The sequence below is a fragment of the Nonomuraea glycinis genome (genome assembly GCF_014646515.1).
Lineage (GTDB): Bacteria > Actinomycetota > Actinomycetes > Streptosporangiales > Streptosporangiaceae > Nonomuraea > Nonomuraea glycinis.
This window is the reverse complement of record NZ_BMNK01000010.1, coordinates 168,544-194,596: the sequence shown is the minus strand read 5'-3', so window position 1 is coordinate 194,596 and position 26,053 is coordinate 168,544. Positions and strand designations below refer to the sequence as shown.

Below are 26,053 nucleotides of genomic sequence, written 5' to 3'. Positions count from 1 at the left end.
TGCACCACGTCGCACACTTGTGGTGAGCGGCCATCGCCTGTTTCCTCGCACTGCGCCGATCATCGGGGAGCACGATGGCCGCCCCAGTTCACTGGCTCACCAGGCGGAACGACAGGCACACCAGGCGGAACGACAGGCACACCACAGTCGTGGCGTCGTCCACGACGACCCCCTCGTCCCTCCAGTAGCGCCGGTGCGCCTCGCGCCAGTCGTCGATCGTGTCGTAGCCCTCGCCCTCCGACTCGGCGAAGACCCAGGTCACCTCCGCGAAGGGCAGCAGCACGACGTCGACCACCTCGACCGTGGCCGCGTGGGTGCCGGAGTCGTCGATGAGGGCCAGGTGCTCCCCCACGTGTTCGAGCTCCTCGTTCTCGGCGTGGTAGTCGAGCTCCAGGAGACCGGCCGTGGCCTTTTTCCGGCCGGTCAGCACCAGATCGGTCAGCCAGGTGCGCATGTCGCCAGGGGTGCCCAGCTCGAGAACGCGCAGGCCGTTCGTCCGTCCCCACATGGCCGTCAGAATACCGGGATGATCTCCTCGGGATCGATGAACTCGACCGGGACGCCGTCCAGGTCCAGCTCGGGGATGGCGGGGAAGGCGATGCCCCAGCGTTCGACGATGGCGCGGACGCGGGCCATGGCGACCCGCCAGTTCTCGGCCTGCTCGTCGTAGGAGAGCACGCCGAGGCCGGCGTCGCGGGCGTGGTCCATCAGGACGCGGTGGTTGGGCAGGAAGTAGGGCGGCAGCTCCCAGAAGCCTTCGGGCGGCTCCCAGAGGATCATGGACAGGAAGACGAAACCGGCGCGGAGCTGGCGGGTGATCAGGACGCGGGTCTCGTCGGTGAGGCCGGGCCATTCGTTCTCCAGGATCGTCATGCAGATCTGGAGGTGGCGGGACTCGTCGCGGCCGATGCGCTGGAACATCTCCTCGAAGACGGGATGCCGCGCGCCGGAGGCCATCCCCCTGAAGAGGGTGGAGGCCGCCATCTCCCCCATCATGAAACTGGTGAACAGGATGGGCAGCGAGTATTTGCCCACGGCCGTGTTGTAGCCGGTCCAGTAGCGGCCGCCGTTGTGGTAGAGCCAGCCGATGTTGTTGTGCGCGGCCTTTTCCAGGTCGTCGGTGGGGGTCCAGTCGAGAGGCCCGCCGGGCCAGACCTTGGCGATGCTCCGCTGGCAGCACTCTTCGTGGTTCATCTCGTCACGGGTTATCGAGAAGAAGCACTTCCTGACCGGGTCCTCCTCGTGTTTCTCGAAGGCCTGAATGGTGGCGCGGGCGAAGACGGCCGGGCCGGAGGCGTCGAAATTGGCCAGCACGGAGAACCAGTACATGATGCCCAGCCGCTGCTCACGAGTGAAGTCCTCGGGATTCAGCTCGTCCCACGGAAGGTCGGCCGGATTCCACAGAGTGCGTTTCGACTTCTCGTAGATGGCCGCGAGTTTCTGGGTCTCGACCCGCCACTCCATCGGATAGATGTTGGGCTGCGGGATCTCCGGAGCAGGCCAGAAGCCGCCTTCCGGGATCGTGAGGTCCGCCATGTGTGACACCTCCAACCCCTATCCTGCGTCCAGCCGTCATGCCTTTCAAGTACCCATCACGTACGGGCCCGCTGGGTGATGGCGACGCACGCGAGTACGGCCAGCGCCGCGACCACCGTGGCCATGCCGAACCTCTCCCCCATCAGGAACCAGGCCCACACCAGCGTGAGCAGCGGCTGGACGAGCTGGGTCTGGCCCGCCCTGGCGATGCCGCCCCTGGCGAGGCCCGCGTACCAGGGGAAGAAGCCGAGGAACATCGAGATCAGGCCCGCGTACGCGAGGCCGGCGAGGGAGGCCGGGGTGGGGGTCATGGGGGTGGTGAGGGCCAGGACCGCGGTGATCGGCGCCGTGAGGGGGAGGGACAGGACGACGGTGTACGAGATGACCTGCCAGCCGGGCGTGGTCCTGGACAGCGTGCCGCCCTCGGTGTACGCGATGGCGGCCGACAGGAGGGCGCCCACCAGGAGCAGGTCCGACCAGGTGGCGGCCGTCTCGCCGCTGACGAGGGTGAACGCCGTGATGGCGGCGGCGCCTGCCGTACAGGCTGCCCAGAACAGGGGGCGCGGGCGCTCGCCCGCGCGCAGGACGGCGCAGGCCGCGGTGGCGGCGGGCAGGAGGCCGATGACCACGGCGGCGTGCGAGGTGTCGGCGCCCAGGTGCAGGGCCAGGCCGCTGAAGACGGGGAACCCGAACACGACGCCAAGGGACATCACGGCGTACGCGGGCCAGTGCCGTCTCGGCGGGATCAGGGGAAGGCGGAGCGCTTTGAGACAGACCAGGGCCACCATCCCGGCGAGGAAGGCGCGGCCGATCGCCACCAGCCACGGATCGAAGCCCTGCATCGCGTAGACGGTGGCTGGGAAGGAGCCGGAGAAGGCCAGCACTCCCAGGAAGGCGAGGGCCGTGCCGGTCTGCCGCACCTCGGGGAGCGGGACCGCTACTCGCAAGGCGACAGTAGCGCTATCGTCATCCTTCATGGACAACGATAGCAGTATCGCGCAGATCGCCGCGATTCTGCGCGAAGAGGCCGCCCGGCTCCGGCCCGGTGACCGGCTCCCGTCCAGCAGGGAGATCATGCGCCGCCATGGCGTGAGCCCGGTGACCGTCTCGCGGGCTCTCGGGCAGCTCGCCGCCGAGGGCCGGGTGGTCACCAGGCCGGGCAGCGGGGCGTTCGTGGCGACGCGGCGGGAGTGGACGGCGGACGCCGCGGACTTCTCCTGGCAGACGGTCGCGCTCGGCGATCGGGTGATCGACGAGGAGCCGGTGGCGGCGCTGCTGCGCGTGGCGCCCGAGGGCGCGGTGCCGCTGACCGGCGGCTACCTGCCCATGGGCCTGCGGCCCGACCGGCAGCTCGCGGCCGCCGGCGCCAGGGCGGTGCGCAGGCCGGAGGCGTGGGCGATGCCGCCGCTGAACGGGCTGGGCGAGCTGCGCGGGTGGTTCGCCGCCCAAGCCGGCGGGGAGGTGACGGGCAACGACGCGCTGATCGTGAGCGGCGGGCAGGCCGCGCTGTCCCACGCCTTCAGAGCGCTGGCCGCGCCCGGCACCCAGGTGCTGGTGGAGACGCCGACGTACCCGGGGGCGCTGGCGGCGGCCAAGGCGGCGGGGCTGCGCGCGACGGCGGTGCCCATCGACAGGGACGGCGTACGGCCTGACCTGCTGGCCGAGGCGTTCGCCGTCTCGGGGGCGCGGGTGTTCTTCTGCCAGCCGACGTTGCAGAACCCCACCGGGGTGACGCTCGGCCACGAACGCCGGCGGCAGGTGCTGGAGGTGGCCAGGGCGGCGGGGGCGTTCGTGATCGAGGACGACTACGCCCACCACCTGACCGAGCAGGCACCGCCGTCGCTGCTGTCCATGGACGCGCACGGCACCGTGGTCCACATCCACTCGCTCACCAAGATCCTGTCGCCGAGCATGCGACTGGCGGCCGTCATCGCGCGCGGGCCCGCGGCGCACCGGCTGCGGGCCGGCCAGCTGGTGGAGTCGTTCTTCGTGGCCCGGCCGCTGCAGGAGACGGCGCTGGAGTTCGTCGGCTCACCGGCCTGGCAGCGGCACCTGGCGGCCGTCCACGCCGAGATCGCCACCAGGCGCGACGCGCTCGCGGCGGCGCTGGCCGCGCGGATGCCGCAGGCGGAGCCCTACCTGCTGCCGAACGGCGGCATGCACCTGTGGCTGCGGCTGCCGCCGCAGACCGACGAGCGTGCCCTGGTGGAGGCGGCCAAACGCAACGGCGTCCTGGTCAGCCCCGGCAGGATCTACTACCCGTCGGAGCCGCCCGGACCGCGCATCCGGGTCACCCACATCGCGGCCGCGAACCTCACGGAGCTGGCCGAGGGCGTGCGCAGGCTGGCCCAGGCCCTCGACGCATGCGGATGATCACGAGCCAGTACAGTGGGCGCATGCCGGCGCGCACGGAGTTGGTCCGCGAGGCCGGCGCGCGGTCGCCCGAGTCACCGGTGCTGCCGCTGCGGGTGACGATCGGCGCGCGTCCCGGCCTGGTGCCGGTGGCGGGCGGGGTCACGGGTGCCCTGGCGTGCATCGCGGCGGCGATGACGGGCGATTCGGGGGATCGGCTGAAGGTGTGCGCGGTGGAAACGTGTCCGTGGGCGTTCATCGACGGGTCGAGAAATCGATCACGATCGTGGTGTTCCATGAGGGTCTGCGGTAACCGCACCAGAACACGCGCTTACCGGGCGAGGAAGCAGGGTTCGCGTCATCCCCAAGGCGCAAACACCGATACGGTGTAACTCGTGCCTTGTGGCACGAAGAGCAGGCGAAGGAGCGGGCCGAGATGGCAGACGTAGGCGTCCGGGCGGCCCGGCGCGAGGATGTGCTTCAGGTGGCGAATGTCCAGGTCCGTGCCTGGCGACTCGGCTACCGGGACTTTCTGCCCGAGGGTCCTCTCGAACAGATGACAGGCCCCGCTGCCGAGAAGATGTGGCTACGGCAGTGGGATGAGGCGATCGTCGCCCCGCCCACCTCCCGGCACCGGGTGCTGGTCGCGGTGGAGACGATCCTCGACACCGAGGGCTTTCCCGCGCTGGGCGTCGGCGGCAGCGCCGCCCCGATGACGCCGCGGGGCGGCGAACGGGTGGTCGGGCTGGCCTCACACGCGCCCGCCGAGGACCCCGATCTCGACCCGACCGTCGTGGCGGAGATGCTGACGCTGCTCGTGGACCCCGACTTCGTCCGGCGCGGCCACGCCAGCCGCCTGCTGAACGCCACCGTCGACCACCTGCGCGAGGACGGCTATCGCCAGATCGTCACTTGGGTGTTCTCCGACAACTACGCGGTCCTCGGCTTCCTGGAGTCGGCGGGGTGGGGTGAGGACATGGCCGAGCGCGTGCTCGACATGGGCCGGCCTATCCGCATGGTCAGGCTCACCACCGACATCAGCTGATGGCGACTCCTGCTCAGTGGCTCGCCGGCGCACGCCCGCGCACCCTGCCGAACGCGATCGTCCCGGTCATGGTCGGCACCGGGGTGGCGATCGGCGAGGGCGGCTTCAACGGATGGCGCGCGGTTCTCGCGCTGCTCGTGGCGCTGTCGCTGCAGATCGGCGTCAACTACGCCAACGACTACAGCGACGGCATCCGCGGCACCGACGACCAGCGGGTCGGCCCGATGCGCCTGGTCGGCTCACGGGTGGCCACCCCGCGACAGGTCCTCGGCGCGGCGCTGGGCAGCTTCGCCGCCGCTGCGGTGCTCGGGCTGATCCTCGTGATCGCCACCCAGGCGTGGTGGGTGCTGCTGGTGGGCGCGGCGGCCATCGCCGCCGGCTGGTTCTACACCGGCGGCAGCAGCCCGTACGGATATCGCGCGCTGGGCGAGGTGGCCGTCTTCGTGTTCTTCGGCGTGGTGCCCGTGACCGGCACCGCGTTCGTGCAGACCGAGGCGCTCTCGTGGGCCGCGCTGGTGGCGTCCGTACCGGTCGGGCTGCTGTCCTGCTCGATGCTGGTGGTCAACAACCTGCGCGACGTAGGCTCCGACGGCGAAGTGGGCAAGCGGACGCTGGCGGTCGTGCTCGGCGCGCCGCGCACCCGTACCCTCTACGCGGCCTGCCTGATCGCGCCGTTCGCGGTGGCGCTCGCCATGGTCGTGGCCGCGCCCGCGGCGGCGCTGGCCGTGCTCGCGGCGCCGCTGGCGATCTCTCCGGTGCGGACGGTGCTGCGCGGCGCGGCAGGACCCGCGCTGATCACCGTGCTGCAGCAGACGGGCAAACTCCAGATGGCGTACGGCCTGCTGCTCGCGATCGGCCTGGCCCTCACCCTTTGACATCACAGTTCGATAACGTCGCGTATTAATGGTCGGGACGGATGCATCCTCTTTTTTGGAGGATGAATGCCCGACATCGCGATGCTCTCGGACACTCCGGTCAATTGGCGTGGAGACCTGCTTCGCTTCCGCAGGTACGTCGACCCCCTCGTTTCGGTCATTACCAATCCCCGCACGGAAACGCCCTTCACCATCGGCATTTACGGCGCGTGGGGAAGCGGTAAATCGACCCTGCTCGAAATGGTGGACGAACGCCTGCTCGACCGGCACGGCGACGCTTTCATCCGGGTGCGCTTCAACCCCTGGGTGCACCGGCGCGAGCCGGAGATGCTGCTCCCCCTGCTGAACGCGCTGCACGACGAGCTCAATCAGGACCCCAGGCGCCGCTTCGCGGACACCGTCAAACGGCTGAGCGCCATCATGCTGAACCTCGCCGCCGACGAGATGCTGAAGAGGCTCAGCCTGGGCACCATGAGCGTGGAGAAGATCGTCAAAGTCGCGCACCAGTACGCCGAGATCCGCGGCCAGGTGGACAGCCAGACCGGCCGCCTGCGGGGCCTGCTCCAGCGGGAGGCCGACCTGCTGGCCGCCCAGGGCAAGAAGCTCGTCTTCTTCGTCGACGACCTCGACCGGTGCGAACCGGACCAGATCATCGACGTACTGGAGTCCATCAAGCTCTTCCTCGACCTGAAACACGTCTTCGTGCTCATCGCCTTGGCCAAGGACGTGGTCGACCGCGGCGTGTCGGTGAAGTATCAGCCGTTCGGCTTCCCCGCGGCCGAGCACGCGCTGATCGGCGACGACTACCTCGACAAGATGATCCAGCTGCCGCTGCATCTCTACCCGCTCGGCCCCACCGAGGTCGGCGCGTTCATCCGCGCGTCCCAGCCGGGCGAGCTGGCCAGGCGGCACGCGGCGACCCTGGAGAAGAGCGTCGCCCCGAACCCCCGGAAGATCAAACGGGTGCTCAACCTGCTGCGGGTGACCGAGGCCATCATCGCCGGCACCCCCGGACTGGCCGGCCTGCGCACCGACTTGGTCGTACGGCTCGTCGTGCTGCGGGTGCAGGCGCCGGAGCTGTTCGCTGACGTGGTGCGGCAGCCGGAGCTGCTGGTCGCGCTGGAGCTGGTCTACCAGGAGCGGCTGGTGGCCGACGTGCTGCAAGGGTTTCAGACACGGTTCAGGACCCGGGCGGAGCGGGTGCAGACGCTGACGCGGACGTATCACGGCAAGCACGACTTTCTGGCGCCACTCTTCGCGGACTCCGGATTCGAGGCCTCCGATGCGGAGTTGCCCGCCTATCTGACGATGATCGGCGGCTGAGGGATGTTCGGCGAAGACCGTTACGAGCTGTACGGCCTGCCGTCCGGCAATCCCTACGCCGGTCGCCCACTGGATCCCCTCCTTTCCCCGTCCGACTGCGAGCTCATTCTCGAGCTGGAGGGGTTCATCCGGCTGGCGATGATCCAGGCGGTCGTGGAGCAGGCGATCAAGGAGAAAAGGCCGGCCTTTTTCCTGATCGTCGGCGTGGGCAACAGCGGGCGGACCACGCTGGCCAATCACGTGATGCACCTCTACCGGCAGGCCGCGGCGGCGCATGCACCGGAGTTCACCTTCCTGGCCCACGGCGCGGAGCGCGGTGACATGACGCACGACTCCTACGCGGTGCTGTGCTCCACCCTGCTCTCGCTGCGGAACAAGATGAAGGGACACCAGATCCCGATCTCGCGGGAGTTGGGCGACTGGTTCGCCGAGCTCAGCCAGAAGGGGCGCATGGTCCCGCTGAACGAGTACGACCTGCAGGAGATCGCGGAGTCCACCGCCCGGGAGTGCGCCTCCCGCGAGGCGGGTTTCGGCATCCGGTACGAAGGCGTGCCGGACAAACGGCTGATCCCCCTGGCCCAGCGAGTGTTCGAGAACACCAGCACGGTCGTGGTGTTCACCGTCGACGACTATCAGCACGCCAACACCGTGCAGCTCACCGAGGCCGACCGGCAGGCGTTCGGCAAACAGGGGCACGTCTGCGATCTGAACGCGCTGACTCCGAGGCAGATCGCGGCCCTGGCCACCGACCGCTGGAACGGCACCTCCCCCACCCCCTTCGATTCTGAGGGGATCCAGAAGGTCTTCGGCGCCCGCTCGTACACGATCGGCCAGGCCCTGCGGCACCTTGAGATCCTGCTGGACCTCCGGCTCAGCGAATACGAGCGAGACGAGCCCTGGCCGACCGACGACCTGCGCATCCACGAACTCTGGATACGGCTGAAGCTGTGGCAGCGCGACAAGTGGAACAAGCTGGACGGCATCGATGGCTGAGTACCCGGCCCGCAACCCCTTCCCGGCGCGCGGCACCTCCATCGCCGAGGAGACCTCACTTCCCGACTTCCTCCGTGCGTGGGCACAGGGCATCCCCACCGTGCTCCTTCCCGGGGTGCGCGCGGCCGAGCGCCGCGTCTCGGACTATCTGCGTGAGTTCGGCAACGACGAGATCAGCCGCGGCGGAATCGGCTGGTTGTACGGCGCGCACGGCGTGGGCAAGACGCACGCGGCCCGGCACATGATGGCGTTCGTCAACGACGCGCGGCCCCAGGCGGTCCAGCTCTATCTGAAGTTCCAGGAGGACGATTTCGTCCTCGCCTACCGCCGCCTGATCCCCCAGTTGTCGCAGAGCCTGCTCACCGACCTCAGCCTGCGCTATCTCGGCACGCTCGCCGGCGACCGGGCAGGGCAGGCGGGTGGCCGTTCCCGGCAGGACGCGATCCTGTCCGCGGTCGCGGACGACCCCACCCGCGTGTACGACCTGTTCGGCGCGCACCAGGTGGAGCTGGGGGAAGTGCTCGAGGAGCAGGCCAAGGAGATCTCCGCCGTCGCCGGCAACGGCCAGCACTTCGAGCGGGCGCTGTCGTACCTGCTCCGCCCGGAGTTCTCCACCGCGGCCTACGACTGGTTGTGCGGGCGGCCGATCGACCCGGACGACTCCCGCGCGCTCGGTGTCAGCGGCCGGATCGACGATCCGGTGACGTGCCGCTACGGGCTGCAGGTGCTGGCGACGCTGGTGACCAGAAGCGGGCGCCCGTTCGTCCTGGTCCTCGACCAGTGCGAGAAGTTCCTGCTCGAGGACGGCGCCCCGGTGGGCGCCAACGTCAAGCTGCTGCAGGCGCTGGTCGAGATGATCCCCGGCGCCCAGGGGATGCTGCTCCTGCTGTCGAGCGAGGCGGGCTGGGAGCACCTGCCGCCCGACCTGCGCGACCGCATCGGCACCGGTGATCACCACCTGCGACCGCTCAGCCCTGACGAGGCGGAGCTGGTGCTCCGCGTGTACATCAACACCGCACGGAAGCACCCCGCCGACGGCATCGAGCCCTTCACCGAATCCGGCCTGCTGGAGCTCCTGCGCCGCAGCGGCGGCAACATCCGCCACCTGCTCCAGTTGAGCTGGGCGAGTTTCGACGCCGCGGCGCCGTCGTCCGACATCGACGCCGAACTGGTCGCGACCGCGACCGCGCGCCACAGTCGCTCCCCCGGCCTCGCCGGCCTCGCGACGATCGTGGAGAACGCGCTGGTCGCCGCGGGACTGCCGGCCGAACGGGTGGACAAGACCGGGCGGCCGCCGGAGTTCCTGATACCCGATCGGCGATCCCCGCGTGCTCTGATCAGGCTGAGCGAGGCCGTCTTCTACGACCACGAAGTGGCCAACGCTCTGGAGATAGTGGATCTGGTCGAGCACGCGCGGCGCGCCGGGCGGCCGATGTACACGGCGATCCTGGTCACCGGGTACGTGAGTCCGCCGGTGCTGGCCGGCCTGCGCGAGGCGGTGCGGGTTCTGGTGGCCGATGGCTCCGCCGCGTTCTCCCGCGAGCTGGAGGAGCTCGTACGGGAGATCGCCGCTGGGGAGCGTCTGCCGGTGGAGCCCGGCGCCTTTCACGAGACTCTCCGGACGCTGAACGCGAAGCTGGAGGAGCTGGGCTCCAAGAGCCGGAGCGAGGCCGCGATGCTCAGACGCGACCTGGCCGACGTGGCTGAGCGGCTGGAACGCGAGGAGGCGAGGCCGCCGTCCGACTGGCCGATCCGGCGCGCGGAGCTGACCGACCGCATCGCCCAGGCCAGGAACGCGCGCGCCGAGGCCGACTGGGCGGAGTTCCGCAGGGCCCGTGCGGACGTCATGCGCGAGCGCCGCAGGCGCTTCACGACGCAGGCCGCGGCCGGAGTCACGGCGGTGCTCCTGGGCGCGATCTCCGTGGTGGCCGCGCTGTCGGCGGTGCCCTGGGCCGCGGTCGTCGGCGCGGCCGGTGCCGTCGGCGCGGGCGGCGCAGCCGTCCTCCTCGGACGATCGCGCGGCGCCGTGGTCGTGCACCGGGCCGGGGCGCCTCTGGAGAACCGGCGTGATCTTGACGTGCTCGCCCGTGGACTGCGCGCTTACGCCGACCCGCACGCCGCCGACCCGGTCGGCCGTTACGCCTACGCCCTCAAAGAGGACCCCGACGAGAACTACCGGCCGCTGACGCAGGCCATGCTGACCGAACCGCTCGCTCTCGTACGGCAGGCGATCGGGCGTCGTCTGGCCGTGTCGGAGCGGACTCCGGTCGACTGCGTCACAGACGTGCAGCGTGCCCTGCGGGAGCGGATTCCCGAGGCGCTGTTGCTCCTGGCGCGCAGGCAGCGGCATGCCGAGTCCGATCGGCCGCCGCGCTCGCTGCGGGACCTGCCCCCGGAGTTGCGCATCATCGTGGCGCTGGCCAATCCGCAGGCACTCACGCTGGCCGACGGCGCCCTGTCCGGGCACCCGGCCGAGTCGGTGCTGGCGGCGATCGGCGTACGCGGGTCGAACCACCCACTCGCGCAGGCCTTTCGTCGTGGCCGCTTCGACGAGATCGACTTTCCCCGGAACGAGCTGAGAGCCGCCGCGCGGGTGCTGTCACCTTTCGAGCCGGACGGGCTGGGCACCTATGACTGGCTTCCTCTCATATCCGCGATCGACGAGTTGTATCTCCTCTTTGAGGAGATGCTTTATCACACAGAAAATCCCCCCGAATAACCATAAATCTTGACTTGCTGCTACAGGCATGAGAAATAGGGACGGGGATGTAGCGCATCCATGCGATGGGTCGCGTGACACATAAGGGGTGGCCGTTGTTGGGGAGCCCTGATTCGGATCCGCTGCTCACTCAGGGGTTCCCGGCATTTCTCGACGTCGAAGCGCTGCTGGCGAGCGGCTGGGAGCCGCTCGCCTTCCAGCAGTTCATCCTGAAGATTCACAGTCGATGCGACCTCGCCTGCCGCCATTGCTACGTCTACGAGATGGCGGACCAGAGCTGGCGCGACCAACCCCGCAGAATGTCGGACGCCATCGCGGACCGCGCGATCGAGCGCGTAGCGGAGCACGCGAACCAGCACGATCTCGCTGAGATCGACGTCGTTCTGCACGGCGGTGAGCCGTTGCTGGCGGGCCCCGACCTCATCTCTCGCCTGGTCTGCGGCATCAGGGGCGCGGTGGCCACCGGCACCCGGGTCAACGTCCACGTGCAGACCAACGGCCTGCGGCTCGACCCGTCGTTCCTGCGCCTGTTCGAGTCCCTGGAGATCCGCGTCGGGGTGAGCCTCGACGGCGACGAGGAAGGCCAGGATCGCCACCGCCGCTTCGCCGACGGCCGCGGCAGCCATGCGCTGGTCAGCGAGTCGCTGACCAGGCTGACCTCGGGGAGGTACCACCACCTGTTCAGCGGGCTGCTGTGCACGATCGACGTGCGCAACGACCCCCTGCGGACGTACGAGGCGCTGCTCGGCTTCGACCCGCCCGCGATCGACTTCCTGTTGCCGCACGGCAACTGGGCGACGCCGCCACCCTTCCGCGACCCCGGCTCGCCCGAGACACCGTACGCCGACTGGTTGATCCCCATCTTCGACCGCTGGTATGAAAGTCCTGTCCTGCAGACCGAGATCCGCCTGTTCCAGGAGATCCTGCGCCTGCTGCTGGGCAGCCCGTCACGGGCCGAGGCGGTGGGGCTGTCCCCGGTGCGCATGGTGGTGATCGAGACCGACGGCAGCATCGAGCAATCGGACATCCTGAAGAGCACCTATCAGGGCGCCGCCATGACCCGGCTGCACGTGCTCACCGACTCCCTGGACCGGGCCCTGCTGCACCCGTCGATCGTGGCCCGGCAGATCGGCGAGCTGGCGCTCTCCCCCGCCTGCCGCGACTGCGCCATCATGTCCACCTGCGGAGGCGGGCTCTACGCGCACCGCTACAGCCCGGCAGCCGGCTTCGCCGAGCCTTCGATCTACTGCCCGGACCTGTACCGGTTGATCACGTACATCAGGGCCAGATGCGAGCCGGACCTGGCACGGCTGCGAGGAACACGATGAGCCAACCCTTCCATCGTGTCTCCGGCGCCGCGTTCTCCGGGCTGGCCACGAGCGGCGGCGGCGCCGAGGCGGTGGCCGAGTTGTGCGCCGCGCAGGCGAGCAAGAACCGCCTGCTGGTGCGGCATCTCGTGGACGAGAGCCGCCGGCACCCGGACGCCGAGCTCGTGGCCCAGGCCTACGATGCGCTGTCGGAGCTGGAGGAGTGCTCCCCCGAGGAGGTCGACCGCTGTCTCAGGTATCCGGCGGTCGGCGCGTGGGTGCTGCGCGCCTGCCGGTCGGTGGCCGCGGGTGGCGGCGAACCCGGCCGGCTGACCGCGGTCGCGCTGGCCGCCTCCGTTCGCGCCGGCACCTCCTGCCGCCTCCTGGTCCCGCTGAGTGACGGCGAGCTCATGCTGCCCTCGCTGGGTCGCGTACGTCTGCCCGGCGGCACGTCCCGGGTGGTGGAGGCAACCGTGGAACCGGTCGACGGCGGCGCCGAACTCCACCTCGGCGGCCGCGTCCATCCGGTCTCCGCACAGCGTGATCACCATGGCTGGCAGGTGTTGCACCGCCCGCTCGACGATCCCGAGCTGACGATCGACGACCTCGACCCGTACCGCTGGCCCGGTGCCGACGTCGACGGGCGGCTCACCGACGAGCGCCGCCAGAGGTGGACCGCATGCCTGCGCGAGGCCTGGGACACCCTGACGACGCACCACCAGGACGTGGCCGAGGAGATCGCCGCCGTGGTGTCGGTGCTCACGCCGATCGTGACCCCGACGCGAGATCAGCACAGCGCGTCCGCCCGCGACACGTTCGGCACGATCGCGCTCTCCGACCCCGTCGACGGGCCGGGCATGGCGGTCACCCTCGCGCACGAGCTCCAGCACGCCAAACTGAACGCGCTGTCGGAGGTGGTCGAGCTGATCGGCCGCGACGACGGACGCCGCTACTACGCGCCCTGGCGCCCGGATCCGCGCCCCCTGTTCGGCCTCCTGCACGGCGCGTACGCGCACGCCGGCCTGGCCGGGTTCTGGCGGCGGCACACCGAGGACAGCGCGCTCGGCCTGTACGCCCAGGTGGAGTTCTCCCGCTGGCGCGAGGCCGCCCACCAGGTCACCGGCACGCTCCTGGACAGCGGCGGGCTCACCGAGGCCGGAACGCACTTCGTGGCCATGCTGCGTGACACCCTCGGCCGCTGGCAGGCCGAACCGGTGACGCCGGCCGCCGCCGCCCAGGCTCGCCTCCAGTCCGAACACCATCGGCAGGAGTGGAGCCGGGCCAACACGTCCTGACCGGCGCCGGCGGGTCAGATGGGCGGCGGGTCGAAGTCGGAGTTGAGCCGCTCCCCCGCCTGCACCGCGAGGGTGTCAGGGTGGTCGCGACCCATGATCACCTCAAAGCGCTTCAGCGTCTCGCCGTACAAGCGCTCGGCCTCCTCCTTGGCGCCGGTCTCGCGCAGGTCCTGGCTCAGGTTGGCCGCGCAGATGAGGCTCAGGGGATGCTCGGGGGTGAAGTAGACCTGGATCCTCCGGTAGTTCTCCTCGCCCAGCCGCCGCGCCTGGTCGAACTCGCCTAGGGTCGCCAGATCGTTCTGCAGGTTGATGGCGCAGGTCACCGCGTAGTCATGCTCCAAGCCGACCCGCCCGTCGAGACCGGCCAGGGCTCGGGCGTTCATGTCCCGCGCGGAGGCGGCGTCTCCCGTGAGTCGCATCACCAGGGCGAGATTGGTCCTGCACGCGTGGGTGAACGGGTGGTCGTCACCGAACACCTCGGGATAGTGCCGAAGCGCGCGCTCGGCCATCTCCCGGGCCTCGTCCAGGCCGCCGGAGGCACGCAACGCATTGGACAGGCCCATGGTGGCGGCCATCGTGTCGGCGTGCGCGTCGCCGTACAGCCGATCCATGCGGACGCGAGTCCCCCGCATCAGCTCCAGACCTTCCAGCAGCTGGCCGCTCCTGCGCAGGGAGACCGCGTAGTCCTTGGCCGCCAGCAAGGTGTTGGGGTGGTCCTCGCCCAGCTCTGTCACGCCATAGGCGTAGGCTTCCTCGCTCAGATCAGTCGCTACCTGGAACTGACCACTCAGCCGCACGCTCCGGCTCAGGTTGCTCCATACCTGGAGCTGGAAGCGCTTGCCGGCCGCCTCCACATTGGTCGCCCTGTTGTAGACCTCGCGCAACATCGCCTGAGATCTGTCGTACTCGCTGGCCAGAGCGTGATCGATGGCCAGGTTGTTGCGCGTGCGCAACGTTCGCACATCGTCCTGACCATGAAGACGCCCATGCGCCTCCAGGGATACTTCGTCGACCTCACGCGCGCGCAGGAAGTCACCACGTCCGCGGAGCGTGGCCGCGTAACCGCCCATCGCCCACAGCGTTTCGGAATGTTCTTCGCCCAGGGATGCGCGCATCATCTCCAGGGAGCTCGAGTCGATCTCATAGGCCATGCGATACATGGCCAGCGCCCGGTAGACGTTGCCCAGATGCTGACGAGCCACCAGCACCTCGACGTGACGCTCACCGCTCTGCTCGGTCCACTTCTCTATATATTGCTCAAGGAGTGCCTGTGCCTGCTTGTAGCTGCCTCGTACGTACAGATATCGCGCGATGTTGAGCGCGAACTCGCGCACCTTGGGATCGTCGCAGTCGACCACGTTCGACGGGCTCAGATGAGCGGCCAGCTGATCGAAGTAAGCCCATTTGGTGGTGTCCTCAGGGTTGACCTGTTTAGGACCGGCCAGTAGCAGGTGCACTTCGTGGCGGAGATCACGCCGTTCCGCCTCAGGCGTCTCGTCCCGTAGGAGCGCCTGATTGAGCCGGTGGACCTGCAGTGTCCGCGTCGATGACTCGACCTTGACCAGCGCGTATCGCTCCAGATTGCTCAGCGCGTTGGTCAGTGTTATCGGGTCGGACAGAATGTGCTCGAGTTGCATGCCGGTCGACAGGTCGCCTCGGCGGAACACATCCCGAGGAATGGGTTCGGGGCCGAAGAACGCGCAGCACCGTAAGAGTTCCACTGCCTCGGGGACCCGATCTTCGAGCTGCGAGACGGAGATCTGCCAGGCGGCGGTCATGGATTGCGGATATGTCGGCGCCTTTTCCAGGCTGAGCAGCCGGCCGGTCTGTTCGTCCAGCAGCCGGACATACTCCTCTACCGTCATCAGCGTCCGGCCCAGGAGGGCGGCAGCCTGCTCCAGGGCCAGTGGGAGGTCGCCGAGCTTGTCGGCCACCTGGTTCGCCTGGACGTCGGTCATGGACCTGCCCAGGCGCTTAAGCAAGAATTCCACGCTTTCCTCGCGGTTGAACACGTCCACCTGAATCGTGGGCTCGTGATCGCTCCAGCGTGAGTTGCGCGAGGTGATCAGAACATGGCCGGGCCCTCTGGGAAGGAGGTCCTTGATATCGTCAGGCTCCTCGGCATTATCGAAGATCACCAGCCATTTCCGGTACGGCGTCCCGCTCTCCAGGCTACGAATCACCTGCTGGGTCGCCTGCTCGGTCCCTGTCGCCTGAGGCAGGCCGAGGAAAGGGCCCATCGCGGCCAGCGACGACGGGACCAGGATCGGCTGATCTGCGGATATCCAGAAGACCAGGTCATAGTGGGCGCGATACTGCCAGGCATACTCGATCGCCAGCTGCGTCTTCCCGACACCGCCCAGCCCTTGCAGGGCCTGGGGTTGTGCCACGACCGCGGTCACGGTGTTGATGCTCTTGCGGAGCTCGGCCAGCAGGTCCGCGCGGCCGGTGAAGTTCGGATTGCGCTTCGGGACCCTCTCCCAGACCGTCGGCTCCTGCGCACCTATGGAGCGAGTGTTATCCGCCACGTCCGTCCTCCGCTCCGCGCCCGGAAAGCCAACATTATTATGACTCATCCCAGGGTTGCTTAGTCGAGCCGCTCATAACAGAATCATGAGAAGAATCTTGCGCGATTCCGATCGTCCGGATTCATGCACGCTCATAGGCACCAGTGCGTCATTTGACATTCGGGCGGACCGAAATGAATGGAGTGCACATGCGTGGTGGGCAGTACGGGTCCGGGCAACTGATCGATGTCACCACCGTTTCACTACGCGGCCTGCAGGAAATGGAGAGCGCCGCTCTGAAGGCTGCGGTAGCGTCATGCCTTGGCGACGACAAGGAGCAGGTGGCGGCCTTCTCGAGTTCGATCTAGGGCCGAAACACTTCCCACCCGGCGGCCACCGCGTTCTTATCGCCACATATACCCGAAGGGTATCTTGACATAGCGGACCCATGATGAGCGAGAAGACGCGGCTGCGGATGGATCGACATGGTGACTTCCGGCATGAGCGCACGAGAGGTTGCGCCGGAGCCGTACAAGGGCTTGGACGCCTTCGGCGTGCAGGACCGACACATTTTCGGAGGGCGGGACAAGGATGCCCGCGCCGTCGGCGAACTGTGGCGCACGCAGCGGGTGACCGTCCTGTACGGCGCCTCGGGGATCGGTAAGACCTCGCTGATTCAGGCCGGAGTCATGCCGCGCCTCAGCGCCGGCGGGCTCGACGTGCTCCCTCTGGGCCGGGTGTCCTGCCGATCGAGCCACCCGCGAGCCGCACTCCCTGCCGATGATCCGTACACCCTCGCTCTGCTGGCCTCGTGGTCTCCGCTGGAAGCGCCCACCCGGCTGGCACGCATGACCGTTCCCGCGTTCCTGCGGGGCAGGCCCGCCAGGCGCGACGCCTTCGGCGCCGTGATGCGCACCATGTTGGCGATCGACCACGTCGAGGAGCTCTTCCTCCCCTCTCGGCGCCCCCAAGCCGACCGGGACTGCTTCTTCGAACAACTCGCCGAGGTTCTCAGTACCGAAGACGGCCCACACCTGCTCCTGTCGGTTCGCGCGGACTGGCTGACGGATCTCCTGCCGTACGTCCGCAAGCTCTCCGCTCCCCACGGGGAGCACTTCCGGTTGGAGGCGCTGAACTTCGACGAGGCCCTGGAGGCGGTCACCCAGCCGGTCGAACGCGCCGGGCGCGCCTTCGCCGAGGGCGCCGCCGATCGACTGGTGAACGACCTCATCAAGGTCCGGGCCCGTTCGGACCGCCGGCGACGGCCGGAAGGGGTGGAGCCGGTCCAGCTCCAGGTCGTCTGCAGAGCCCTGTGGAACGCGTTGCCCGCCAAGCCGGGGACGACCGATGTCATCCAGTACGCCGACGCGGCCGCCGACGAGATCCTCGCGGAGCATTACCGAGGGGCGCTCGGCGACCTCGCCGCCGAGCGGTTCAATGACGACGATTTCGGGTTGCGAACATGGCTTCGGCTGACGTTCGCCGGCCGGCCGGGAAGACGGTCGACGGGCCGCCGCGAGCTGATCAGGAGACTCGGATCCGGCCGGACCATGGCCGCCCTGGTGAAAGACCGTCTCGTCCGAGCCGACGAGCGCATGGGTGAGCGCGTCTATGAGCCGGCATACGATCGCCTGCTCGAACCCTCTCGGATGAACGGCCGACCCACCGCTCTCACCCGGCGACGGCCGGCCAAGGGCAGCCTCCGTATGGCCGAGGACGCGCTGTGCCACGGCGAACTCACCCTGGCCGCCCGGCACGGCGCGCAGGCTCTGGCCGCTCCGGAGAGCGACGACCTCGCACGTGCGAAGGCCCAATCCCTGTTGGGCGACGTCGCCCACGAACACGGGTGCCCGGAGGAGGCCATCTCGCACTACACCAGAGCCGCCCAGTGCTTCGATGCCGCTGGAGCGGTAGCCGCCGTCAGCCCTCTGCTCATCGCCATCGGACGCCTGAGACTGGCCCTTGGGCAGCCCAGCGAGGCCGTCCGCGAGTTGCGGGCCGCGATGGCCCGCGTCCCCACCGACCTGCCGATCCAGACCGACCTGGCGTGGGCACTGTGGCACGGCGGACATCCGGAAGCGGCCGTGGGCGTCCTCGACGGTGTGCTCAGCAAGGAGGGCAACAACACCGAGGCCTTGCTCGGCCGCGGCCAGATTCTGGCCGGGCTGGGCCGCGCTCACGACGCGCTGCGCGACCTCGACCGGGCCAAGCCGCTGCGGAGCCCGTCCGCCAAGATCGCCCACGCGCTGGCCCTGGCTCAGAGCGGCAGTATGGACAGAGCTCAGAGCGAACTGGCGGCCGCGATGGCCGAAGCCGGAGGACACGGCCCGGTGCTGCTGTACGCCGCCAGGGTGGAGGAGTTGTCAGGCAGGATGAGGTCGGCTGCGGAGCTCGCAGGACGCGCAATCTCCGCAGCGGCACCCGCGCTGCCCAGACACCTCGAACCGGACGCCCAGCGACTGGCCGGTAATCTGTGACCCCGCCGGCGCCAACCGGCCGACGGCCGGCTCGGCCTCGGTCATGTCCGCGTCTCCTCCGACCACGACCTCCTCGATCGTGTCGACGATCAGCTTCGCCAGGCGCACGCGCTCATTCGCCGTACGCATGGTGCGGTGCGCGCGACGGAGCGCCTGCTTCGCCCGGTAAGAATGACGAAAACTCCGGGGTATGTCGGGCATCGGCGGAGTCAGACCGTCGTGCCGCCAGGACACGCCCATGATGATCAGCATCACGGCGAACAGGAGGATCGAGCCCCCTGTCACGCCGTACCAGGTGACGAGCGCCCCGCCGAGAGGCGCGGCCAGACTGAGCGCGCCGAAGGAGCACAGCCGGGCGACAGCGACCACGCGGGCCAGTTCCCCGGGGGAGATCAGGGTGACTTCCGCCACTCTGATCGCCACATTGCTCAGCGCGCCACCGAATCCGGTGAGGAAGAAGGCAAGGGCGAAGTACGGCCACGCCTCGCCCTGCGCCGCCAGGAGCGCCCCCAGCATCGCGACCGTCAGCGCCAGCAACCAGATCCAGGCGTGCACCCGCAGGATGGAACGCCCCGGCTCCCGGAAGAACGCGACGACGGCGCCCGCTCCGCCCCCCACCCCGCCAACCGCCAGGACGAGCCCGATCGTCGCCGACGACATACCGGCAGATCCAGCGATGAAGATCATTATCAGCGTGTTCACCAGCAGATTGGTCAGGGTGACCAACCTGACCGCGCTACGGAGGAATTCCAGCCTCCGCAAGACCCGAAAGCCTTCGGACAGATCGTGCAGGAGCGACACGCCGGCGGGTCGCCGTTCGAACGTGCGAGGCAGGCTGAAGAACAACCCCCAAGAAACGGCGAAAAGTGCAGTATTCATCGCAAAAGGGATGTACGACCCCGCACCGAAGAGATATCCGCCCAGAGGCCGGCCCGCGAGCGAGGCGAAGTGGGCGGCCCCCTCACTCTTGGCCAGCGCGCGCCACATCGTGACAGGCTGCACCAAGGAGGGCAGCATCGCCGTCTCCGCCAGGTTGCACAGACCCCAGAGCGCGCCTTCGACCAAGGCCGCAATGATCAGATGCGCCAGCGAAGGGCCGCCGAAGAACATCGCGACGAGCACGGTGGCCACGGTCAGGCAGCGACAGAACTCCGCGAACAGCATGACCGCCCGAGGCGATATCCGATCGACCAGGAGCCCCCAAGGCACATACAGGATCAGGACTGGCACGGCCAGCGCGAATCCCGTCCAGCCGACGGCGGTCGGCGATTGAGTCTGCCCAAGAGCTAGGAGCGGGTAGGCGACGCCGAGCGTCCGCGTGCCCACCGTGGAAAAGGCCGAGGTTGTCCAGACCAGAGCGAACTCGCTCCTCTTGGGGATGCGCATCTTACCGCGCACTCGACCATGGACGCTTTTCAAGCCCTCCCCCCGACCAGCCCCTTCCGGGCATGACCCTAAGGTCATGAGTCGGGACGGTCACGGCGACAACCTGCTTCTTGAGGGACTACATGAACATGCTTGACAAGACTCAGAGCATGCGCGCCTCAATATAAGGGACACAGCCGATGACCACTGCCCTATCTCCATTTCGATCTACACACAGTCGAGCAATGGCGGGCAATTTTGATCCGTCCATGATCATTCACGACATAAGCGAACAATGATATGAAATATCCGCATCAAGGCGGCCCTCGCACTTTCTGCGACCGTAAGGCAACATGAAGCATGGATGAGCGCTACATGATTAGCAATGTCCGTTTAAGTCATGATTTAGCGGCTCTGGGGCTGGGCACCGGGCAGGTCGTGCTCCTGCACTCCTCGCTCAGCAGCATCGGCCACCTGGTCGGCGGAGCACGGACGGCAGTCGAAGCACTACGAGACCGACTCGGCCACGACGGCACCTGTGCGGCCCCCACCGGCACCGCCGCGAACTCCGACACCTCCCCGCACTATCGTGCCGCCGTAGCCGCCATGACCGCGCGGGAAGTCGTCCGCCACCGGGCAACGATGCCTGCCTACGACACGGAAACAACGCCTTCGCAGGATATGGGGCGGATCGCCGAGCACCTTCGGCTGCTACCCGGAGCCGTACGCAGCGCCCATCCGCTCACCTCGTTCGCCGCCATAGGCCCGCAGGCGAAGTGCATCACCGACGGCCACGCGCGCGACTGCCTCCTCGGCGAGCGCTCCCCGCTGGCCAGGCTCTACGACGCGGACGCGCTCATCCTGCTCCTGGGCGTCGGCTACGACCGGTGCACCGCCTTCCACCTGGCCGAGTACCGCTACACCGACACGCCACCACGCCGCACCTACCGAGCCGTGGTCGACGACGGACGAGGGCGGGAGTGGTGCGAGTTCGAGGACGTGGACCTGGATGCCGGCGACTTCGCCGCTCTGGGTGCGGACTTCGACCAGACAGGCGTGGTACGGCGCGGGAAAGTAGGACGTGCCGAAGCCCGCCTGTTCTCGCTCACAGCGGCAGTGGATTTCGCCACCGACTGGTTCGCCTCCCACCGATCCCCACAAGAACGACGAACCCTCTGATCCGCGAAACGACCGCCCCTCGGAACGGCCACCGCGCTATCGCCGCATCACCACCCGGGGTGCCACCTCGATGCCCAGCGCTCGCTCATGCTCGACCAGCGCCCGCAGCTCCGGCCCCCACCCCTGCTCCCCCAGCACCGCAAACCCGTGCCGCGCGTACCACGGCGCGTTCCACGGCACATCCCGGTACGTGGTCAGCGTGACAGCGGGCGCGCCCACCGCCAAGGCGTGGTCCAGGACGGCCCGTACGAGCCGGCCGCCGATCCCCCGCCGCATCCGGTCAGGGTGGACGGCGAGCTGTTCCAGGTGCACGTTGCCGTCGACCCAGCCGATCATCGCGAACCCGTCGGGCGGCTCCCCGTCGACCAGCACCGTGCCCGGGTCGTCGACCTCCTCGACCATGGTCGTCCCGGCCGGGAAAGTGATCCCCACCTGCTCGAACAGCCCGTCGGCCGCCACTTCGACCGCCACCAGACCGGCGAGGTCACCGGCTACCGCCCATCGCACCATGCCGACACGGTCTCATGTTCGCGGTGACGGCCGCCTCTGGATATTAGTGTGATGATCGTAGGCTCGGCTGTGCGGAGCCGGGACCCTCTCCTCACACCGTGCCCGCGACCTGACCAGGTGGTGGGCACGGCGTTTTTACAGGTCGAGCAGTGGCTCCAGGCCCAGGGTGAGGCCAGGCAGCTCGCCCACCCGGCGGACGCCGAGCAGGACGCCGGGGGCGAAGGCGGCGCGGTTCATGGTGTCGTGCCTGATGGTGAGGATCTCACCGTCGCCGCCGAGCAGCACCTCCTGGTGCGCGATGAGGCCGGCGAGCCGTACCGCGTGGACGTGCACGCCGCCGACGTCGGCGCCGCGGGCGCCGTCGAGCTCGGTGCTGGTCGCGTCGGGCATCGCGCCGAGGCCGGCCTTGGCGCGTGCCTGGGACACCAGCTCGGCAGTGCGCCTGGCGGTGCCGGACGGGGCGTCGGCCTTGTTCGGGTGGTGCAGCTCGATGATCTCGACGGACTCGAAGTGGCGGGCGGCCTGCTGCGCGAAGTGCATCATGAGCACCGCGGCGATGCCGAAGTTGGGGGCGATGAGGCAGTTGGTCCCGGGTGAGCGCTCCAGCCAGCCGCGGACGGTGCCGAGCCGCTCCGCGTCGAAGCCGGTGGTGCCGACCACGGGGTGGATGCCATGCGCGATGGCCCATTCGAGGTTGCCCATGACGACGTCGGGATGGGTGAAGTCGACCACCGCCTCGGCGCCTTCGAGCCCTTCGATGGGGTCGTCCTTGTCGAGTGCGGCCACCAACTCCATGTCGGTGGCCGCCTCGACCGCCTTGCACACTTCCACGCCCACCCGACCGCGGGCACCGAGCACACCTACCTTGATCACACGGTCAACCCTATACCGAGGTCAGGAGATGGCGTCGGAGAAGTCCTTGTCGCCGTACGGGCCGATCACGGCGAGCGTGAGCGGCCTGCTGAGCACGTCCACGGCAACCTCGGCGATCTCGTCGGGGGTGACCGACTCGATCCGGGCCAGGACCTGGTCCACCGAGAGCAACTCGTCGTAGACGAGCTCGTTCTTGCCGATGCGGGACATGCGCGAGCCGGTGTCCTCCAGGCCGAGGACGAGCCCGCCGCGCATCTGACCCTTGCCACGGACGATCTCGTCGTCGGCCAGGCCGTCGGAGACCACGCGGGCCACCTCGTCGCGGCAGATCTTGAGCACGTCGTCGATCTTCGACGGCAGGCAGCCGACGTAGATGCCGAACTGGCCCGTGTCCGCGTAGGCGGAGGTGTAGCTGTAGGCGGAGTAGGCCAGCCCGCGCTTCTCCCTGATCTCCTGGAAGAGGCGCGACGACATGCCGCCGCCGAGCGCGGCGTTGAGCACGCCGAGCGCGAAGCGGCGGTCGTCCGTACGGGACAGGCCGCTGGTGCCGAGCACCAGGTTGGCCTGCTCGGTGGGCCGGTCGACGACCTTGGCCACCGACCGGGTCCGGGCGCCGGGCCCGCTGGTGCGGGGCGGGGCGTAGACGGCGGGGCCGGTCAACGCGCCGGCCCGCTCGTAGGCCCGGACGACCAGCTCGACGACCTCCTCGTGACGGATGTTGCCCGCCACCGAGACGACCGTGCGCGGCGGCTGGTAGTAGCGCTGGTAGTACTCCGCGATCCGGTCGCGGGCGAGCAGATTGATCGACTCGACCGTGCCCAGGATGGGCCGCCCTATCGGCGAGTCGCCGTACATGGCGGCCGCGAACGCCTCGTGCACCACGTCCGACGGGTCGTCGTCGTGCATGGCGATCTCCTCCAGGATCACGCCACGCTCCGACTCGACGTCGTCTTCCGTGATCAGCGAGCTGGTCACCACGTCGGCGAGCACGTCCACCGCGACCGGCAGGTCCTCGTCGAGGACCCGCGCGTAGTAGCAGGTGTACTCCTTGGCGGTGAAGGCGTTGATCTCACCGCCGATGCCCTCGATGGACGCCGAGATCTCCATGGCGTCGCGGGTGGGCGTGCCCTTGAAGAGCAGGTGCTCCAGGAAGTGGGTGGCCCCGGTGTGCTCGGGGGCCTCGTCACGCGAGCCGATGCCGACCCACATGCCGACCGCGACACTGCGCACGGTCGGCATGGTCTCGGTCACCACGCGCAGCCCACCGGGGAGGACGGTGCGCTTGACGACCCCGGCCCCGTCCCGGCCGGGGTGCAGCGTGGTGGTCGTCACGAGTTGCGGTCGCCGCCGTCGCTATCGTTGCGCGGGGCGCGCACCCGGGTGCGGGTACGGCGCGGGCGGTCGTCGCGGGGCTTGTCGTCGCCGGCCGGAGCGGCCGCCTCGGGCTGAGCCTCGTCGGTGTCGCCCTTGGCCTCCTTCTCGGCGGCCTCCTTCTCGATGACCTCGACGGGCACGAGAGAGAGCTTGCCCCGCTGGTCGATCTCGGCGATCTCCACCTGGATCTTCTCGCCGACGCCCATCACGTCTTCGACGTTCTCGATGCGCTTGCCGCCGTGCAGCTTGCGGATCTGCGAGACGTGCAGCAGACCGTCCTTGCCCGGCATGAGCGAGATGAACGCACCGAAGGCGGCGATCTTGACGACCGTGCCCAGGTAGCGCTCGCCGACCTCCGGCATGTGCGGGTTGGCGATGCCGTTGATCGCCGTACGGGCCGCCTCCGCGGAGGGGCCGTCGGTGGCACCGATGTAGATGGTGCCGTCGTCCTCGATGGTGATCTCGGCGCCCGTGTCGTCCTGGATCTGGTTGATCATCTTGCCCTTGGGGCCGATGACTTCGCCGATCTTGTCCACCGGGACCTTGATGGTGATGATGCGCGGTGCCGTCGGGTTCATCTCCGCCGGGGAGTCGATGGCCTCCTGCATCACGTCGAGGATCGCCAGCCTGGCGCCCTTGGCCTGCTTGAGCGCACCGGCCAGCACCGAGGCGGGAATGCCGTCGAGCTTGGTGTCGAGCTGCAGGGCGGTGATGACGTCCTTGGTGCCGGCGACCTTGAAGTCCATGTCGCCCATGGCGTCCTCGGCGCCGAGGATGTCGGTCAGCGTGACGTAGTCGTCACCCTCGTTGATGAGGCCCATCGCGATGCCGGCCACCATCTCCTTGAGCGGCACACCGGCGTCGAGCAGCGCCATCGTGGAGGCGCAGACCGAGCCCATCGAGGTCGAGCCGTTGGAGCCGAGCGCCTCGGAGACCTGGCGGATGGCGTACGGGAACTCCTCGCGGGCCGGCAGCACCGGGATCAGCGCCCGCTCGGCCAGCGCGCCGTGACCGATCTCGCGGCGCTTGGGCGAGCCCACCCGGCCGGTCTCACCGGTGGAGTAGGGCGGGAAGTTGTAGTTGTGCATGTAACGCTTGGTGCGGTCGGGGTTGAGCGTGTCGATGACCTGCTCCATGCGCAGCATGTTGAGCGTCGTGATGCCGAGGATCTGCGTCTCGCCACGCTCGAACAGGGCCGAGCCGTGCACCCGGGGCACCACGTGGACCTCGGCCGACAGGGCGCGGATGTCCTTGGTGCCGCGGCCGTCGATGCGCAGGCCATCCTTGACGACCCGCTCGCGCATGAGCTTCTTCATCACCGAGCGGAAGGCGGCGGAGATCTCCTTCTCGCGGCCCTCGAACTCCGGCAGCAGCTTCTCGGCCGCCAGCGCCTTGACCTTGTCGAGCTCGTTCTCGCGCTCCTGCTTGCCGGCGATGGTGAGCGCGGCGCTCAGCTCGGTCTTCACGCCGGCCTCGACCGCGGCGAGGACGTCGTCCTGGTAGTCCAGGAAGATCGGATATTCGGCGGTCTCCTTGGCGGCGACCTGCGCGATCCGCGACTGCGCCTCGCACAGCACCTTGATGAAGGGCTTGGCGGCGTCGAGGCCCTCGGCGACGGTCTCCTCGGTGGGCGCCACGGCGCCGTCGGCGACCAGCTTGAGCGTGTCCTTGGTGGACTCGGCCTCGACCATCATGATCGCGACGTCGCCGTCGGCGAGCACCCGACCCGCCACGACCATGTCGAACGTGGCGCGCTCAAGCTCGTGGTGGGTGGGGAAGGCCACCCACTGGCCGTCGATCAGCGCGACGCGGACGCCGCCGATCGGGCCGGAGAACGGCAGCCCGGCGAGCTGCGTGGACAACGAGGCGGCGTTGATGGCCACCACGTCGTAGAGGTGATCCGGGTTGAGCGCCATCACGGTGGCGACGACCTGGATCTCGTTGCGCAGGCCCTTGACGAACGACGGGCGCAGCGGCCGGTCGATGAGCCGGCAGGTGAGGATGGCGTCCTCGGAAGGACGGCCCTCACGCCGGAAGAACGAGCCGGGAATGCGGCCCGCGGCGTACATCCGCTCCTCGACGTCCACCGTGAGCGGGAAGAAGTCGAGGTTCTCTCGCGGGTGCTTGCCCGCCGTGGTCGCCGACAGGACCATCGTGTCGCTGTCGAGATAGGCGACGGCACTGCCTGCCGCCTGCTGTGCGAGCCGTCCGGTCTCGAACCGGATCGTGCGCGTTCCGAAGGAGCCGTTGTCTATGACGGCTTCAGCTGTGTGGACACCCTCCACGGGGGACCTCCTTGGTCAGTCGGTCTCCCGCGCCCTGT

Annotated in this window: 21 protein-coding genes; 12 read left to right on the top strand and 9 right to left on the bottom strand. The window is 68.8% G+C overall.

Going from position 1 to position 26,053, the window contains the following annotated elements:
- Positions 1-88: 88 nt before the first annotated feature.
- The 3 genes from IEY87_RS27155 to IEY87_RS27145 are packed head-to-tail and all read right to left on the bottom strand — an operon-like array spanning position 89 to position 2,483.
- Positions 89-508: an ASCH domain-containing protein gene (locus IEY87_RS27155; RefSeq protein ID WP_189141611.1), complete on the bottom strand. Its 420-nt coding sequence runs from the start codon at positions 506-508 to the stop codon at positions 89-91.
- 5 nt (positions 509-513) lie between these two features.
- Positions 514-1,536, bottom strand: a complete 1,023-nt coding sequence (locus tag IEY87_RS27150; protein WP_189141610.1) for a hypothetical protein — start codon at positions 1,534-1,536, stop codon at positions 514-516.
- A gap of 56 nt (positions 1,537-1,592) precedes the next feature.
- On the bottom strand, positions 1,593-2,483 hold the full coding sequence (locus IEY87_RS27145) for a DMT family transporter (RefSeq protein ID WP_225278060.1): 891 nt from the start codon (positions 2,481-2,483) through the stop codon (positions 1,593-1,595).
- A 28-nt stretch (positions 2,484-2,511) separates the two neighbouring features.
- Here IEY87_RS27145 and IEY87_RS27140 point away from each other — a divergent pair, with 28 nt between their 5' ends.
- The 9 genes from IEY87_RS27140 (at position 2,512) to IEY87_RS27100 (ending at position 13,445) form a co-directional block, all read left to right on the top strand.
- A complete protein-coding gene (locus tag IEY87_RS27140; protein WP_189141608.1) occupies positions 2,512-3,909 on the top strand; it encodes an aminotransferase-like domain-containing protein in 1,398 nt (465 codons plus the stop codon).
- Positions 3,910-3,932: 23 nt separating this feature from the next.
- Positions 3,933-4,280 carry a CGNR zinc finger domain-containing protein gene (locus IEY87_RS27135; RefSeq protein WP_225278061.1) on the top strand — a complete coding sequence of 116 codons (348 nt, stop codon included), beginning with the start codon at positions 3,933-3,935 and terminating at the stop codon, positions 4,278-4,280.
- Between the two features lie 44 nt (positions 4,281-4,324).
- The gene (locus IEY87_RS27130) at positions 4,325-4,933 is read left to right on the top strand and encodes a GNAT family N-acetyltransferase (protein WP_189141606.1); all 609 of its coding nucleotides are present in this window, start codon (positions 4,325-4,327) and stop codon (positions 4,931-4,933) included.
- Positions 4,933-5,808: a 1,4-dihydroxy-2-naphthoate polyprenyltransferase gene (locus IEY87_RS27125; RefSeq protein WP_189141605.1), complete on the top strand. Its 876-nt coding sequence runs from the start codon at positions 4,933-4,935 to the stop codon at positions 5,806-5,808. The genes IEY87_RS27130 and IEY87_RS27125 overlap by 1 nt, the downstream gene beginning before the upstream one ends.
- 66 nt (positions 5,809-5,874) lie before the next feature.
- Positions 5,875-7,131 carry a KAP family P-loop NTPase fold protein gene (locus IEY87_RS27120; RefSeq protein ID WP_189141604.1) on the top strand — a complete coding sequence of 419 codons (1,257 nt, stop codon included), beginning with the start codon at positions 5,875-5,877 and terminating at the stop codon, positions 7,129-7,131.
- Between the two features lie 3 nt (positions 7,132-7,134).
- The gene (locus IEY87_RS27115) at positions 7,135-8,124 is read left to right on the top strand and encodes a hypothetical protein (RefSeq protein ID WP_189141603.1); all 990 of its coding nucleotides are present in this window, start codon (positions 7,135-7,137) and stop codon (positions 8,122-8,124) included.
- The gene (locus tag IEY87_RS27110; RefSeq protein WP_189141602.1) at positions 8,117-10,843 is read left to right on the top strand and encodes a hypothetical protein; all 2,727 of its coding nucleotides are present in this window, start codon (positions 8,117-8,119) and stop codon (positions 10,841-10,843) included. Before IEY87_RS27115 ends, IEY87_RS27110 begins: the two co-directional genes overlap by 8 nt.
- Before the next feature lie 98 nt (positions 10,844-10,941).
- The gene (locus IEY87_RS27105) at positions 10,942-12,171 is read left to right on the top strand and encodes an FxsB family cyclophane-forming radical SAM/SPASM peptide maturase (RefSeq protein ID WP_225278062.1); all 1,230 of its coding nucleotides are present in this window, start codon (positions 10,942-10,944) and stop codon (positions 12,169-12,171) included.
- Positions 12,168-13,445 carry an HEXXH motif domain-containing protein gene (locus IEY87_RS27100; protein ID WP_189141600.1) on the top strand — a complete coding sequence of 426 codons (1,278 nt, stop codon included), beginning with the start codon at positions 12,168-12,170 and terminating at the stop codon, positions 13,443-13,445. Before IEY87_RS27105 ends, IEY87_RS27100 begins: the two co-directional genes overlap by 4 nt.
- Positions 13,446-13,459: 14 nt before the next feature.
- On the opposite strand, the gene fxsT is transcribed toward IEY87_RS27100, so the two are convergent.
- Positions 13,460-16,021 (bottom strand): FxSxx-COOH system tetratricopeptide repeat protein, encoded by a 2,562-nt coding sequence (gene fxsT, locus IEY87_RS27095; protein ID WP_189141599.1) that lies wholly within the window; start codon positions 16,019-16,021, stop codon positions 13,460-13,462.
- Positions 16,022-16,161: 140 nt separating this feature from the next.
- Between fxsT and IEY87_RS27090 the strand changes: the two genes are divergently transcribed.
- Positions 16,162-16,320, top strand: a complete 159-nt coding sequence (locus IEY87_RS27090) for an FxSxx-COOH-like cyclophane-containing RiPP peptide (protein ID WP_189141598.1) — start codon at positions 16,162-16,164, stop codon at positions 16,318-16,320.
- A 132-nt stretch (positions 16,321-16,452) separates the two neighbouring features.
- Complete coding sequence (locus tag IEY87_RS27085) at positions 16,453-18,429, top strand: nSTAND1 domain-containing NTPase (RefSeq protein ID WP_189141597.1); 1,977 nt, start codon at positions 16,453-16,455, stop codon at positions 18,427-18,429.
- On the opposite strand, the gene IEY87_RS27080 is transcribed toward IEY87_RS27085, so the two are convergent.
- Complete coding sequence (locus tag IEY87_RS27080) at positions 18,316-19,815, bottom strand: MFS transporter (protein ID WP_189141596.1); 1,500 nt, start codon at positions 19,813-19,815, stop codon at positions 18,316-18,318. The two genes, IEY87_RS27085 and IEY87_RS27080, sit on opposite strands and share 114 nt — an antisense overlap.
- Before the next feature lie 354 nt (positions 19,816-20,169).
- Here IEY87_RS27080 and IEY87_RS27075 point away from each other — a divergent pair, with 354 nt between their 5' ends.
- Positions 20,170-20,973 (top strand): AAC(3) family N-acetyltransferase, encoded by an 804-nt coding sequence (locus tag IEY87_RS27075; RefSeq protein WP_225278063.1) that lies wholly within the window; start codon positions 20,170-20,172, stop codon positions 20,971-20,973.
- Between the two features lie 36 nt (positions 20,974-21,009).
- Here the strand turns inward: IEY87_RS27075 and IEY87_RS27070 are convergent, their stop codons facing one another.
- The 4 genes from IEY87_RS27070 to IEY87_RS27055 all read right to left on the bottom strand — a co-directional run bounded on the left by IEY87_RS27070 (position 21,010) and on the right by IEY87_RS27055 (position 26,015).
- Positions 21,010-21,483, bottom strand: coding sequence for a GNAT family N-acetyltransferase (locus IEY87_RS27070; RefSeq protein ID WP_189141594.1), 474 nt, complete (start codon positions 21,481-21,483; stop codon positions 21,010-21,012).
- A gap of 135 nt (positions 21,484-21,618) precedes the next feature.
- Positions 21,619-22,356 carry a 4-hydroxy-tetrahydrodipicolinate reductase gene (gene dapB / locus IEY87_RS27065; RefSeq protein WP_189141593.1) on the bottom strand — a complete coding sequence of 246 codons (738 nt, stop codon included), beginning with the start codon at positions 22,354-22,356 and terminating at the stop codon, positions 21,619-21,621.
- A 21-nt stretch (positions 22,357-22,377) separates the two neighbouring features.
- On the bottom strand, positions 22,378-23,688 hold the full coding sequence (locus IEY87_RS27060) for a M16 family metallopeptidase (protein WP_189141592.1): 1,311 nt from the start codon (positions 23,686-23,688) through the stop codon (positions 22,378-22,380).
- Entirely contained in the window at positions 23,685-26,015 is a 2,331-nt protein-coding gene (locus IEY87_RS27055; protein ID WP_189141591.1) for a polyribonucleotide nucleotidyltransferase, read from the bottom strand. Before IEY87_RS27055 ends, IEY87_RS27060 begins: the two co-directional genes overlap by 4 nt.
- Positions 26,016-26,053 lie beyond the last annotated feature (38 nt).

Bases quoted from the DNA above. Each gene is read 5' to 3' on its own strand.
- IEY87_RS27155 (WP_189141611.1), bottom strand. From the start codon at position 508: ATGTGGGGACGGACGAACGGCCTGCGCGTTCTCGAGCTGGGCACCCCT.
- IEY87_RS27150 (WP_189141610.1), bottom strand. From the start codon at position 1,536: ATGGCGGACCTCACGATCCCGGAAGGCGGCTTCTGGCCTGCTCCGGAG.
- IEY87_RS27140 (WP_189141608.1), top strand. From the start codon at position 2,512: ATGGACAACGATAGCAGTATCGCGCAGATCGCCGCGATTCTGCGCGAA.
- IEY87_RS27135 (WP_225278061.1), top strand. From the start codon at position 3,933: ATGCCGGCGCGCACGGAGTTGGTCCGCGAGGCCGGCGCGCGGTCGCCC.
- IEY87_RS27130 (WP_189141606.1), top strand. From the start codon at position 4,325: ATGGCAGACGTAGGCGTCCGGGCGGCCCGGCGCGAGGATGTGCTTCAG.
- IEY87_RS27125 (WP_189141605.1), top strand. From the start codon at position 4,933: ATGGCGACTCCTGCTCAGTGGCTCGCCGGCGCACGCCCGCGCACCCTG.
- IEY87_RS27120 (WP_189141604.1), top strand. From the start codon at position 5,875: ATGCCCGACATCGCGATGCTCTCGGACACTCCGGTCAATTGGCGTGGA.
- IEY87_RS27115 (WP_189141603.1), top strand. From the start codon at position 7,135: ATGTTCGGCGAAGACCGTTACGAGCTGTACGGCCTGCCGTCCGGCAAT.
- IEY87_RS27110 (WP_189141602.1), top strand. From the start codon at position 8,117: ATGGCTGAGTACCCGGCCCGCAACCCCTTCCCGGCGCGCGGCACCTCC.
- IEY87_RS27100 (WP_189141600.1), top strand. From the start codon at position 12,168: ATGAGCCAACCCTTCCATCGTGTCTCCGGCGCCGCGTTCTCCGGGCTG.
- fxsT (WP_189141599.1), bottom strand. From the start codon at position 16,021: ATGAGTCATAATAATGTTGGCTTTCCGGGCGCGGAGCGGAGGACGGAC.
- IEY87_RS27090 (WP_189141598.1), top strand. From the start codon at position 16,162: ATGCGTGGTGGGCAGTACGGGTCCGGGCAACTGATCGATGTCACCACC.
- IEY87_RS27085 (WP_189141597.1), top strand. From the start codon at position 16,453: ATGAGCGCACGAGAGGTTGCGCCGGAGCCGTACAAGGGCTTGGACGCC.
- IEY87_RS27080 (WP_189141596.1), bottom strand. From the start codon at position 19,815: ATGCGCATCCCCAAGAGGAGCGAGTTCGCTCTGGTCTGGACAACCTCG.
- IEY87_RS27075 (WP_225278063.1), top strand. From the start codon at position 20,170: ATGATTAGCAATGTCCGTTTAAGTCATGATTTAGCGGCTCTGGGGCTG.
- IEY87_RS27070 (WP_189141594.1), bottom strand. From the start codon at position 21,483: ATGGTGCGATGGGCGGTAGCCGGTGACCTCGCCGGTCTGGTGGCGGTC.